The organism is Pseudomonas sp. DTU12.1 (assembly GCF_009873475.1).
Lineage (GTDB): Bacteria > Pseudomonadota > Gammaproteobacteria > Pseudomonadales > Pseudomonadaceae > Aquipseudomonas > Aquipseudomonas proteolytica.
This window is the reverse complement of record NZ_CP045254.1, coordinates 2,009,806-2,022,764: the sequence shown is the minus strand read 5'-3', so window position 1 is coordinate 2,022,764 and position 12,959 is coordinate 2,009,806. Positions and strand designations below refer to the sequence as shown.

General features: G+C 62.7%; 11 protein-coding genes and 2 pseudogenes. 3 read left to right on the top strand and 10 right to left on the bottom strand.

Annotated elements, in window-relative coordinates; translation table 11 throughout:
* Positions 1–67: 67 nt before the first annotated feature.
* The 4 genes and pseudogenes from GDV60_RS27070 to GDV60_RS09010 all read right to left on the bottom strand — a co-directional run bounded on the left by GDV60_RS27070 (position 68) and on the right by GDV60_RS09010 (position 4,514).
* Positions 68–772: a methyl-accepting chemotaxis protein gene (locus tag GDV60_RS27070; RefSeq protein ID WP_371923399.1), complete on the bottom strand. Its 705-nt coding sequence runs from the start codon at positions 770–772 to the stop codon at positions 68–70.
* A gap of 207 nt (positions 773–979) precedes the next feature.
* Positions 980–1,048, bottom strand: a pseudogene (locus GDV60_RS27065) (hypothetical protein); the annotation flags it as partial.
* 1,074 nt (positions 1,049–2,122) lie between these two features.
* Complete coding sequence (locus GDV60_RS09015; RefSeq protein WP_092234772.1) at positions 2,123–3,547, bottom strand: PLP-dependent aminotransferase family protein; 1,425 nt, start codon at positions 3,545–3,547, stop codon at positions 2,123–2,125.
* 205 nt (positions 3,548–3,752) lie between these two features.
* Positions 3,753–4,514, bottom strand: coding sequence for an SDR family oxidoreductase (locus tag GDV60_RS09010; RefSeq protein WP_029292747.1), 762 nt, complete (start codon positions 4,512–4,514; stop codon positions 3,753–3,755).
* 226 nt (positions 4,515–4,740) lie between these two features.
* Between GDV60_RS09010 and GDV60_RS09005 the strand changes: the two genes are divergently transcribed.
* Positions 4,741–5,748 (top strand): NADP-dependent oxidoreductase, encoded by a 1,008-nt coding sequence (locus GDV60_RS09005; RefSeq protein ID WP_092234766.1) that lies wholly within the window; start codon positions 4,741–4,743, stop codon positions 5,746–5,748.
* A 117-nt stretch (positions 5,749–5,865) separates the two neighbouring features.
* Here the strand turns inward: GDV60_RS09005 and pyrF are convergent, their stop codons facing one another.
* Entirely contained in the window at positions 5,866–6,564 is a 699-nt protein-coding gene (gene pyrF, locus GDV60_RS09000; protein WP_029292743.1) for an orotidine-5'-phosphate decarboxylase, read from the bottom strand.
* A gap of 266 nt (positions 6,565–6,830) precedes the next feature.
* Here pyrF and GDV60_RS08995 point away from each other — a divergent pair.
* Positions 6,831–7,576 (top strand): annotated as a pseudogene (locus GDV60_RS08995) (response regulator).
* Positions 7,576–8,613, top strand: coding sequence for an ATP-binding protein (locus GDV60_RS08990; RefSeq protein ID WP_159906903.1), 1,038 nt, complete (start codon positions 7,576–7,578; stop codon positions 8,611–8,613). The pseudogene GDV60_RS08995 and the gene GDV60_RS08990 overlap by 1 nt, the downstream one beginning before the upstream one ends.
* Positions 8,614–8,692: 79 nt before the next feature.
* On the opposite strand, the gene GDV60_RS08985 is transcribed toward GDV60_RS08990, so the two are convergent.
* From GDV60_RS08985 to GDV60_RS08965, 5 genes are all read right to left on the bottom strand, one after another.
* Complete coding sequence (locus GDV60_RS08985; protein WP_159906901.1) at positions 8,693–9,754, bottom strand: AI-2E family transporter; 1,062 nt, start codon at positions 9,752–9,754, stop codon at positions 8,693–8,695.
* Positions 9,755–9,826: 72 nt separating this feature from the next.
* Complete coding sequence (locus tag GDV60_RS08980; RefSeq protein ID WP_070995388.1) at positions 9,827–10,645, bottom strand: DUF4892 domain-containing protein; 819 nt, start codon at positions 10,643–10,645, stop codon at positions 9,827–9,829.
* Between the two features lie 102 nt (positions 10,646–10,747).
* Complete coding sequence (locus GDV60_RS08975; protein WP_029292733.1) at positions 10,748–11,602, bottom strand: alpha/beta hydrolase; 855 nt, start codon at positions 11,600–11,602, stop codon at positions 10,748–10,750.
* Positions 11,599–12,408 carry an alpha/beta fold hydrolase gene (locus GDV60_RS08970; protein ID WP_070995389.1) on the bottom strand — a complete coding sequence of 270 codons (810 nt, stop codon included), beginning with the start codon at positions 12,406–12,408 and terminating at the stop codon, positions 11,599–11,601. Before GDV60_RS08970 ends, GDV60_RS08975 begins: the two co-directional genes overlap by 4 nt.
* Before the next feature lie 97 nt (positions 12,409–12,505).
* Complete coding sequence (locus tag GDV60_RS08965; protein WP_070995390.1) at positions 12,506–12,949, bottom strand: hotdog fold thioesterase; 444 nt, start codon at positions 12,947–12,949, stop codon at positions 12,506–12,508.
* Between the last annotated feature and the right edge of the window lie 10 nt (positions 12,950–12,959).

Sequence of the window (12,959 nt, the reverse complement as noted above, 5' to 3'; positions counted from 1 at the left end):
GACAAGGCTGTTGTGGCGAGAAGGCTAGCCCTCTCACCACAACAGCCCCCAGCGCGGCTAATTCAGATCACAGCCGAAAATGCCCCACCATGCCCTTGAGCTCCGCCCCCAGTTGCGCCAACTCGATACTCGAGGCGGCGTTCCCCTGCATGCTCAGCGCCGATTGATCGGCACTGGCGCGAATGCTGGTGACGCTGCGATTGATCTCTTCGGCCACCGAGCTCTGCTGTTCGGCCGCGGCCGCGATCTGCTGGTTCATTTGTTGGATCAGCGAGACCGCTGCGGCAATGCTGCCCAAGGCGCTTTCGGTTTCCAGGGCATCGCTGACGGCCAGCTTCACCAGTTCGCCGCTGTGCTGGATATCACGCACTGAAGACTGCGCGGCACTGCGCAAGGTGCTTACCAGGCGCTCGATTTCCTCTGTCGATTGCTGGGTGCGCCTGGCCAGCGCCCGCACTTCATCGGCAACCACCGCAAAGCCGCGCCCTTGCTCGCCAGCCCGTGCCGCCTCGATGGCGGCGTTGAGCGCCAGCAGGTTGGTTTGCTCGGCGACGCTTTTGATCACCTCCAAGACGCTGCCGATGTTCTGGATTTCCGCGCTCAGGCTCTCGATGCTGGTGCTGGCGGATGTCGCGGAACTGGCCAGCAACTCGATACGCTGCAGGCTCTGGCGCACCACCTGCTGACCACTGTCGACCTTGTCGTCGGCGGTCTGCGCCGCTTGCGCGGCCTGCTCGGCATTGCGTGCCACATCGTGCACCGTGGCGGCCATCTGGTTCATGGCGGTGGCGACCTGCTCGGTTTCTTCTTTCTGGCTGCTGACTTCGATATTGGTCTGCTCGGTCACGCTGGACAGCGACTGGGCCGAGCTGGCCAATTGCTCAATCCCCGCTTGCAACCCGCTGACCATGCTACTCAGGCCGCTGCCCATCTGCTGCATCGCCTGCATCAACTGGCCCATTTCATCCTGTCGGCTCACATCCATGCGCCCGCTGAGATCCCCGGCGGCGATCTGCCGGGCCACGGCGATCACACTGCGCAGTGGCATCACGATCAAGCGGGTAATCAGCCACGCAGCAATCACCCCGACCAACAAGGCCAGGGCCGAGGAAACAATGATCAGCAAGCTACTTTCGGCCAACTGCGCCTGCATCGACTGGTCCTGCTCGGCATAGGCCCGGTTGACCTGCGAAACCACCTGCGCCGCCCGCTCATGCAATTGCTGGTAGACGATCTTCTCCTGGGCGAGCAGGTCGGTGTATTCGGTGAGTTTTTCGCTAAAGGCGCCGATATGCCCGACCACTTCGCTGAGTACGGTCTGATAGCCGGGGTCCTTGACCAGGGTCTTGAGTTGTTCAGCCTGGGCCAGGGCCTGATCGGCCTGTTCGATACGGCCTTGCCCGGCACTGTCCTCATCACCCTTGCGGCTTTGATCCAGGCGCACCCGCGCTTCATTCATGGCCTGCAACATCAGGCGCGAAACCTGCCCCACCTGCCCGGCCTGCTCGATAAACTCAGCCCCCTCCTTGCCCTGGCTTTCCTTGAGGCCATAAGCCCCGTCGTCGGCCAGGCCGGCCTGCAATACATCAAGGTTGTTGGCGACACTGGACACCGACCAACTGGCCATTTCCAGCGCCAGGTCCTTGGCCTGGGTCAGCTCGACAAACTCGTCAAACGCCTTGCGATAGGCGCCCAGGGCCTGCTCGACCTCGGTCATGTCGAGTGCCAGGGCTTCGGCTACCAGGCTGTCAACCCGTTCATGCAGGGCCTCGACCGACTTGGTATCGGTGCGCAGCGCATACTCCTGCTCGATCAAGCGCACGTTCAGCAGCCCCTGATTGAGCGAGGACATGCCCTTGAGCCCCACAAAACGCTGGCCAACACTTTGCAGAGACCACACACCAATCGCCGCCACCAGTGCAGTCAACAGCAATACCAGGGCAAACCCCAGCCCCAGCTTCCTCGCCAGCCCAAGGTTGGCAAATCGTCGTTGCACGGCCAAAATCATTGCGCAAAGTCCTCTTGGCGTGGCGAATGCCAGCATGCCGGGTTTCCATGGGACGAGATTCGCAACCCCGGGCCCCGCAACACAAGACGTTGGCGCCACAATAATGGCAAAAAGCTACACGCCCGTCGTTTTCAGGATGGTAGAGGTCGATCCCGCAGGCCCCATGGCCTTGAACAACGCCAACGCTCGATGATCGCCGGCATAGGCCACATTGATCCGCAGCCAATCCGCGTGCTCGCCGACAGGGCTGAACAACTCCCCGGAAGACAGCAAGACCCCCAGCCGTCTGGCCCTCGCGTGCAACATTGCCGCGCCCCCCGTCTGCGGGCGGGCCCAAACAAACATGCCGCCCGCGGGCACCGCAAAGACCTCCCACTCTTCGTCCTCCAGCACCTGCAGGGTCTTGGCCATCTCCGCGCTCAACCGCCTGCGCAGGCGTTGCAGCCATTTGCGGTAGGTGCCGTTGGCCAACAGGCTCGCCACCACCGCCTCAGCGAAGCGGGAGGTGCCGATACCGGTCAGGGTCTTGAGCTTGAGCAAACGAGTGATGACCGCGGTACTGCCCGTGAGATAGCCCACCCGTAGCGCGCTGCTCAGGGTCTTGGAAAAACTCGAGACGTAAATCACCCGATCATCATGGGGTAGCGCCGCCAGCCGGACACACGAGGCGTGTTGCAGGTCGCCATAGACATCTTCCTCGACAATCAGGAAGTCCCGGCTATGGGCCAGATGCAACAGACGTTCGGCCACCGCCAGCGACAGGCTGGTGCCGGTCGGGTTGTGGTAAAGGCTATGGATGAACAGGCATTTTGGACGGTGGGTCACCAGCAGCGCTTCCAGGGCCTGGATGTCCGGGCCACTGCGGGCCCTGGGAACCTCCAGCATCGTGACACCGTGGAAAGCCAACTGACGATAAAGGTTGCCGTAGCCAGGGGTTTCAACCACCACCGTATCGCCAGCCTTGAGCAAGGTGCGTATCAACAAGTCCTGCGCATGGCTGGCGCCGTGGGTGGTGAGGATCCGCTCGGCAGTGGTGCTCACCTGGATCTGCGTCAGGCGCTTGTGCAATTGTTCGCGCAACGCCGGCAGCCCGAGAGGGGTGCTGTAACTGAAGACGCCAGCGGTGTCGGTACGGCTGATTTCGCGGATGGCGTAACTGATGTCATCGCTTTCACGCCAGGCATCCGGAAGCCAGCCACACCCCAGCTTCAACTCACCCAACTGGTTATCGGTAAAGGCCCCCCACCGGCGCTCCGCCCCTTCATACCACTGGTATTCCCCCAGGGGAGTGCTGGCAACCGGTTGCGCGGCGATCACAAACCCCGAGCCGGCCCTTGAAGCCAGCACCCCTGCGGCCACCATTCGCTCAAGGGCCTCGATCACACTGGATTGACTGAGCAGGTTGTCATGGGCCAGTTGCCGGATGGAAGGCAGGCGCGTCCCGGGGCTGACCCCACTCTCCCGAATCCATGCGGCAATGGCGCTGACAATTTGCTGAACCACCGGTACCGGGGCCTGCCGATTGATCCCTAAATCCATGAGCCACCCCCTTCAACTGTTTGGCATTTAACTCAAAACAGTTAAGCACAGAAGGTCAGGGTCGCCCTGTTCATAAATTTATTAAATTATTGATTTTATTGAATTATTTACCTAGTGAAACACAATGACCGAGGGCATCTTGCCACCTACGGAAACGCCCCACAGCCTTTAAAATCACTTTCTCAGCGGTACACCGCCGCAGGTCCTAGATAGCCGTGGCACCACCGTCCACCGCCAATGCATGCCCCGTGGTGAACGCGGCGCCATCGCTGCACAGATACAGCACTGCACTGGCGATTTCTTCGACGGTGCCAATGCGCCCGACCGGATGCATGGCGGCAGCAAACTCGGCCTTGCGCGGATCGGCTTCATAGGCGCGGCGGAACATATCGGTGTCAATCACCGCCGGGCACACCGCGTTGACGCGGATTTTCTTTTTCGCATACTCGATGGCCGCCGACTTGGTCAGGCCAATCACCGCATGCTTGGATGCGGCATAAATACTCATCTTCGGCGCAGCGCCCAACCCCGCAACCGATGCGGTATTGACGATGGCCCCACCGCCCTGAGCCAGCAGCAACGGCAACTGATACTTCATGCACAACCACACGCCCTTGACGTTGACGCCCATGATGGCGTCGAACTCATCCAGGGTGCCATCAGCCAGCTTGCCCTGTTCAATCTCGATGCCGGCATTGTTGAACGCGTAGTCCAGGCGGCCATAGCTGTGCAGTACCTGCTGCATCAGTTGTTGCACATCCGCCTCCAGGGTCACATTACAGCGCACGAACAGCGCCTCGCCGCCTGCCTCGCGGATCAACGCGACCGTGCCCTCGCCGCCCGCCACATCGAGGTCGGCGACCACAACTTTCAAGCCTTCTGCGGCGAATGCCACGGCAGTGGCGCGGCCAATACCGTTGGCGGCACCGGTGACCAGGGCAACCTGGCCGGAAAACGTCATGCTCATTGCTTATATCCTTGGATGAATGCCCGTGGGCCCAGCATAGCCAGGGCCCGGCACCGCGCGTCAGCACTATCAGAAGGCCAGTTGAGCCCCCATGCGTAGCAGTGATAAGCCTGCCGTGCCCACTATCAAGCCAGCCTATCGACGGGCATTCGCAGCGGTCGGCCGAACTTGCTCCCGGCGCCTGGAAGGTCTATCACTTGAGGCTCATTTACCCAGAGTCCTTGCCATGACTGCCCAGACCAACCGCCAATTCCTGCTTGCCAAACGCCCGGTCGGCGCGGCCACGCGGGACACCTTTACCTACCAGGAAGTACCGGTGGGCAACCTGGCGGATGGCCAGGTGCTGGTGCGCAACGAATACCTGTCCCTCGACCCGGCCATGCGTGGCTGGATGAATGAAGGCAAGTCCTACATCCCGCCGGTGGGCATTGGTGAAGTCATGCGCGCATTGGGCGTAGGCCAGGTCATTGCCTCGAACAATCCGAAATTCGCCGTAGGCGATTACGTCAACGGCGCCCTGGGCGTGCAGGATTACTTCCTCGGCGAGCCGCGTGGGTTCTACAAGGTCGACCCGAAACTGGCGCCCCTGCCGCGCTATTTGTCTGCGCTGGGCATGACCGGCATGACCGCCTACTTCGCGCTGCTCGACACCGGCGCGCCCAAGGCCGGCGATACCGTAGTGATTTCCGGGGCCGCTGGTGCCGTGGGCAGCATTGCCGGGCAGATCGCCAAGATCAAGGGTTGCCGCGTGGTGGGGATTGCCGGCGGCGCCGACAAGTGCAAGTTTTTGCTGGATGAACTGGGGTTCGACGCGGCCATCGACTACAAGCACGAAGACGTACCGGCCGCCCTCAAGCGCGAATGCCCAAAAGGCGTGGACGTCTATTTCGATAACGTTGGCGGCGACATCCTCGACGCCGTGCTCAGCCGCCTGGCGTTGAAGGCGCGGGTGGTGATTTGCGGAGCCATCAGCCAGTACAACAATAAGGAAGCCGTGAAGGGCCCCGCCAACTACCTGTCACTGCTGGTCAATCGGGCGCGCATGGAAGGGTTTGTGGTGATGGATCATGCGGCGAACTTTGCCGCCGCCGGGCAGGAAATGGCCGGCTGGATGGCCCAAGGCAAGCTCAAGAGCAAGGAGGATATTGTCGAGGGCCTGGAGACGTTCCCGGAGACGTTGATGAAGCTGTTCAACGGCGAGAACTTCGGCAAGTTGGTGCTGAAGGTCAACTGACACCCCAAACCAATGTAGGAGCTGACTTGCCTGCGATGCAGACACCTCGGTTTTTCAGTAACCACGAGGTGATGCTATCGCAGGCAAGCCAGCTCCTACGTGTTTAGCCCAAGGGCATCAGGCGATTTCGGCGACCACAGCGGCCAAGGCCTTGGCCGGGTCAGCCGCCTGGCTGATCGGGCGACCAATCACCAGGTAATCAGAACCCGCATCCAGCGCCTGGCGCGGCGTGAGGATACGGCGCTGGTCGTCCTGGGCGCTGCCTGCCGGACGAATCCCCGGCGTCACCAACTGCAGCGCCGGATGGGCGGCCTTCAACGCCTGAGCTTCCAGCGCCGAGCAGACCAGGCCATCGAGGCCGGCCTTCTGCGCCAGGGCAGCCAGGCGCAGCACTTGTTCCTGGGGCTCGATATCCAGGCCGATGCCGGCCAGGTCTTCACGCTCCATGCTGGTCAGCACGGTCACACCGATCAGCAACGGCTTGGGACCGCTGCGCTGCTCCAGCACCTCACGGCACGCAGCCATCATGCGCAGGCCGCCGGAGCAGTGAACGTTGACCATCCACACGCCCATCTCGGCGGCGGCCTTGACTGCCATCGCGGTGGTGTTGGGGATATCGTGGAATTTCAGGTCGAGGAACACCTCGAAGCCCTTGTCACGCAGGGTGCCGACGATTTCTGCTGCGCAGCTGGTGAACAGTTCCTTGCCGACCTTGACGCGGCAGAGCTTGGGATCCAACTGGTCAGCCAGCTTCAGTGCGGCGTCACGGGTGGGGTAATCCAGGGCGACGATGATAGGAGTCTGGCAGACGGACATTGGAATGGGCTCTCAGGCAAGTCGAAATCGGCGCGGATTGTAGCGCAAGCAGCGGCTTTGCGGGATCCGATGATCGGTAAATCCTCGGCAAGCGCCTATTTCCCTGGAATAACCGGCTAATATTTCAAAGTCGATACATTCACGACACGCCTACAACATGCCCCGGCAGTAGCCTTGCCCGCACGGCCCGACACGGCGCCTATGCTCACGCAATTACCCCGCTGCGGCCCTTGGGCCTGACGGCCAACCTGGCAGATGATCGCACCATGCATATCCCTTCCGCCCTGCCCCATGAACTTGCCAGCGAGGACAAACGCTGGAACACCCGCGCGTTGATCGTCGACGACGATGTGCCGATCCGCGAACTGCTGATTGATTACCTGGCCCGCTTCAACATCCTCGCCAGCGGTGTGACCGACGGCGCCGCCATGCGCCTGGCCATGCAAACCGAGACCTTTGATGTGGTGGTGCTCGACCTGATGCTGCCCGGCGAAGATGGTTTATCGATTTGCCGGTGGCTGCGGGCCGAATCGGATATCCCGATCCTGATGCTGACGGCTCGCTGCGAACCCACCGACCGCATTATCGGCCTGGAACTGGGGGCTGACGACTACATGTCCAAGCCGTTCGAACCGCGGGAGCTGGTGGCGCGGATCCAGACCATCCTGCGTCGGGTGCGTGATGACCGCACTGAGCAACGCACCAATATCCGCTTCGATCACTGGCGCCTCAACAGCGTGCTGCGCCAACTGGTGGCGGATGATGGCCTGGTAGTACCGCTGTCCAACGCCGAATTCCGTTTACTGTGGGTGTTCATCGAACGCCCGCGCCGGGTGCTCAGCCGTGAACAACTGCTGGATGCGGCCCGTGGACGCTCGATCGAAGCCTTTGATCGCAGCATCGACCTGCTGGTCTCGCGCCTGCGCCAGAAACTGGGAGACGACCCCAAGGCCCCGCAACTGATCAAGACCGTACGCGGCGAAGGCTACTCGACGCGCGGGACATCGGCTGATGCGCAACGCCTTCAACACCTTGTTTGGCCGCTTGTTCGGGGTGCTGCTGATAGCCATTGTGCTGGCCCATGTGCTGGCGTTCTTTTGGTTTCACCACTACGGCCCGCCGCCACCACCGCCCGTAGACGTCATGATCGAGCAGGCGGACGGCTCTTTGCAGGCCGCGCCCCAGGCCCATGGACGGCCCTGGTTCGGCGGCCCGGTGGTGCCGCTGACGTTCCAGTTTATCTCGCTGATCATCGCCGCGTGGTTCGGCGCCAAGTTGCTCAGCCGCCCGATCCAGCGCTTGAGCGCGGCCGCCGAGCGTTTGAGTGTGGACCTGGACAGCCCGCCCCTGGACGAATCCGGCCCACTTGAAGCGCGCCAGGCCGCCTCGACCTTCAACCTGATGCAGCGCCGCATCCGCGAACAGGTCAGCCAGCGCGCCCGCATGCTTGGCGCGGTTTCCCACGACCTGCGCACCCCACTTTCACGGCTCAAGCTGCGCCTGGAGCAGATCGACGATCTGCGCCTGCAGGGCCAGATGCGCCAGGACCTGGACGACATGATCGGCATGCTCGACGCCACCTTGAGCTACCTGCACGAACAACGCACTGGCGAAAGCCGGCAGTGGCTGGACGTGCAGGCACTTGTGCAGTCCCTGAGCGAAAACGCCCAGGACCAGGGCGCGGACGTGCAGTGCCAGGGCCACAGTACGCCGCTGCAAGTACAGCCCATGGCCTTGCGTTCATGCCTGAACAACCTGATCGACAACGCCCTGCGCTATGCCGGTACGGCACGCATCGAACTGCAGGACAGCCCCCAGGCGTTGGTGATCCGGGTAATCGACCATGGCCCGGGGATTGCTGCCGAACAGCGCGAGGCGGTATTCGAACCGTTTTTCCGCCTGGAAGGCTCGCGCAATCGCAATTCCGGGGGCGTGGGGTTGGGCATGACCATTGCCAAGGAGGCGGTGGAGCGGTTGGGCGGTAGATTGGATCTGGAGGAAACACCGGGCGGAGGGTTGACGGCAAAAATGTGGCTACCCAGGGGTTAACCCCTGTAGGAGCCGGCTTGCCGGCGATGACGGCTGCAGATTCACCGCAACCCTCAAGGCCGTCATCGCCGGCAACGGATCAGCCCACCTTGTCTTCCCGGCGAACCTGCGCCTGGCTCGCACTCCAATCCGTCAACAGGCTGTACGCCACCGCCAGCAATGTCGGCCCGATAAACAAGCCGATAAAGCCAAACGCAATCAACCCACCAAATACCCCCAGCAACACGATCACCAGCGGCAGGTTACCGCCGCGGCTGATCAGGTACGGTTTGAGCACGTTGTCCACGCCGCTGATGATGAACGTGCCCCAGACGCCGAGGAACACCGCGTAGGTGTAGTCGCCCTTCCACACCAGCCAGGCGGTGGCCGGGATCCAGACGAGCGGCGGTCCCATGGGGATCAGGCTCAGCAGGAAGGTGACGATACCCAGTACCAGTGCCCCTGGCACCCCGGCGATCAGGAAGCCGATCAGTGCCAGCAATGCCTGGGCGGCGGCGGTGCCGATCACGCCGTTGACCACCCGCTGTACCGTGCCGGCCACCAGGTCGATGTAGTAACCGGCACGCTCACCAATCAAGCGCTCCAGCAGGCGGTGGACGAACATCGCCAGGCGCGGCCCGTCGCGGTAGAAAAAGAACACGAACACCAGGCTCAGGGTCAGTTCCAGGATGCCGCCGCCGATCTGCGCACTACGGGCCAGCAACCAGTTGCCGACCTGCCCCAGGTACGGCTTGATCGTGACCATCAAGGCTGCGCCCTGTTGGTCGATGCTGTCCCACATGCCCACCAGCCGCTCCCCGACAAAGGGGATCGCCCCCAGCCAAGTGGGTGCTTCGGGCAAGCCATCGACCTGCACATCCTTGATCAGCGCCACGGCGTCGCGCACATGGTCGGCCAGGTTGAAGCCCAGCCACACCAGCGGCACTGCCACCAGCAACATCCAGCCCAGGGTCAGGATCCCCGCTGCCAGTGACTCGCGCCCACCCAGGGCACGGGTCAACAGGCGCATCAGCGGCCAACTGGCAAATGCCAGCACCGCGCCCCAGAACAGCGCCGACCAGAACGGCGCCATCACCCAGAAACTGGCACCAAACAGCACCAGGAGCAGGATCTGCACCAGCAGGCGATCATTGTTGAGCATGTGGTTTCTCGAAAAGAAGTCTGTTGAGGGAGAGCTTAGGCGAACGGCGCGGGTCCGTTCGCCCTGGAACGATCAGCGGATAACTTGCAGGTGCAGGCCCTTGGCCTCACCCGTGCCGGTTTCCAATCGCGCCGCACGCACGCCCTTGTCGATCAGGCCCTGGCGCCAGGCTTCGGCGTCAGGCCCGCTCACACTGACCCGCAAGGTGGTATCGAGGTTCAATCCACGGGAAATCAGGGTCAGCCACGTTGCGTCGGGTTCTGCCCCCAGCAAGGGGAAATCCAGGTCGCCGGTGCTTTTCAATTCGCGCAGCAGGGTGGCCGAGGTGGGTAGTAATTGCCCCAGGGGCGCGCTGGCGTCCATTTGTTCCACATGCAGGTAAGCGCGACGGTTGCCGCGGGTAATGCCGTAGAGCGCTACCAGGGAGTTGTCCTGGGGGGCTGCCAGGCGCAGCAACAGGAACTCCTGCTGGCCATCGGCGCCAACCAGTTTGGAGTTGCCCAGCACTTCGTTGGCCCACAAGCTGCTTTCGCCACAATCGCGTGCCTGGCACCAGAACAGCAACTGCGCGCCTTGCTCTTGCAACGCCTCGCGCGTGGATTTGAAGGCCGCGCTGGAGCTGTGCTCGGCGGGCAGTTCATAGGTGATGGCTGTCACTTGGCCCCGCGCCGTGGCCTGACCTTCGTAGCGCAACTGGCCGCTGATCTTGCGGATCGCGCCCATGGGGTAGATGCGTTCTTTTTCTTCGGCGGGACGGTAGTCGACAATCTGCGAATCCACCTGTCGAGCCACGCTGGGCAGATCCTGGCTTCCCGGCAGATCAGCAGCGAAAACCAACGGGCTGATGCAGCACAGCCCAAGCACACGGATAATTCCCTTGGCACTACTCATCGGATCGGTGCGCCTTGGCCGGTGGATGCCTTCGCGATATTCGGATTGTTCATGGTTGACTCCCTTTCAATCCGCCCAGCCTCGACAGTTGCCCCCGCCAAGTCAAGGCGCGGTGAAGAAGCGATTGAAACAGTCTGCAACAAGAGCCGCCCCCGACTCGTCGTTCAGGTGCAAATGATGGCCACCTGCAAGGGTGGTTACCGCGAAAGGAAGCTGGGAAAGCAGCTCGGGATGTTTGGCCAGCATGCCCTCTTGCGCCACCACCAACTGCGCGGGACAGGCCACCCGGCGCACGAAGGCCATGGCCTGTTCTTCCGTCAGGCGCATCGGCGATGCCAGGGTCAAGCGACTGTCGCTGCGCCAGGTGTAGCCGCCCGGCACCGGCATCAAGCCGCGCTGGGCCAGGAGTTCCGCGGCTTCACGGCTGACGGCGACCACGCCCTTCATCCGCGCCTCCACCGCGCGGTCAAGGGTGCCGTACACCGGTTTACGCTTGTCTTGCAGGTTGATTTGCGCCTGCAACGCCATGCCCATGCGTTCGGCGGCATTCTCGCCGGTGGCGGTCGGCGGGATCACACCGTCGATCAACCCCAAGTGCGTCACACGCTCTGGCAAGGCCCCGGCCAACACCGTGGAGACAATCGCCCCGAGGGAGTGACCAAGTAATGCAAAACGTTTCCAGCCCAGTTGCTCGGCCACCTGCAACACATCAAACACGTAATCCCACACGGCATAACCTGCCCCGGCCGGGCGGTGGGCCGAGTGGCCGTGACCGGCCATGTCCAGGGCGACAATGCGCAAACCCTGCAGTTTGGGCGCCAGGCGCGCGAAGCTGTTGGCGTTATCCAGCCAGCCATGCAGGGCGATCACCGGCAGGCCATCTTCGGGGCCGAACAGATGGGCCGCCAGCTCGATATGCGGCAGGCTCAGGCGGACTTCTTCGACGGGTGCGGTCATGCGCAACTGCGCTCACGCGCGCGGGCTTCCCAGCGGGTAAACAGGTTCTTGATCAAGGTCGCGGTGTCCTGCGGGCGTTCAAGGGGAAACATGTGCCCGCCGGGCATGGTCAGCATCTCTCCCATGGGCAGGCGCGCGACGCCGCTGGCGTGATGGCGCATCACCACCCGGCTCTGCCGGCCGCGCACCACGGCCAGCGGCACTTTCAGTTGGCGGGTCTGGCCGGGGCTGGTGTGCGGCACGCCCCGGTAGATGCTGATTTCCGTTGCCGGGTCGAAGCGCAGGCGCAGGCGATCGCCCACCTGGTGCAAACCGTGCTGCAAATAGGCCTCCAGGCATTCCGGGTCAAAGCCGCGGAACAGCGTCTTGCCGGAAAAGTACTGGCGGGCGGCATCCAGGTCGCTGAACTCTTCGCGCCGGCCCAGGGTGCGACCGGCGGGGGTGAGGCGGTCAATCAGGCCAAAGCGCTTGGCCGCGCGAATCACCCAGCGGTCAGCCAGGGTCAGCACCGGCGAGTCGAGCATCACCACCCCGCGATACAGCTGCGGGCAGCGCAGGGCGGCGTGCAAATGCAACACGCCGCCCAGTGAATGGCCGACGCCCCACACCGGCTCCGGTTGTTGCTCCAGGTGATGGATCAGTTCGTCCACCAGGTTCTGCCAGTTGTCATCCACCGGAAATCGCGGGTCGTGGCCGTGCTGCGACAGGTGCGCCACCGCGTACTCCGGCGCCAGGGCATCGAACAACTTGCCGTAGGTCGCCGAAGGAAAGCCATTGGCATGAGTGAAAAACACATGTTGCGACATAGCCTGCCCATCTTCAAAAACAGAAATCGATTGTCCCCACGCCTGGCCGCTACAGCAATGACTGTAACTGCCAGGAATGATGTCACTCACGCCACGCCTATCGTACCGGCGGGGTCTCGCCCAGCGGCACCACGGCCATGGTCAGGCGCGATACGCAACTGGCCTTGCCCTCGTCGCTGGTCAGGCGAATGTCCCAGACATGGGTGGTGCGCCCGATATGGATCGCCCGGGCCACCGCCGTCACCCGCCCGGAACGCAGGCCGCGCAGGTGGTTGGCGTTGATTTCCAGGCCCACGCAATAGAACTTGGCGGGGTCTATGCACAAGTAGCTGGCCACGGAGCCCACCGTTTCGGCCAACACCACCGAGGCCCCGCCGTGCAGCAGCCCATAGGGTTGATGGGTGCGATGGTCGACCACCATGCTCGCGGTCAGGGACTGGTCGTCGAAGCTCTCGAAGCGAATATCCAGCACTTCACCAATGGTGTTTTTCTGTCTGGCATTGATTTGCTCGATATCGGGAACGGTGCGCCACAGGCTCATTGCAGTGTCC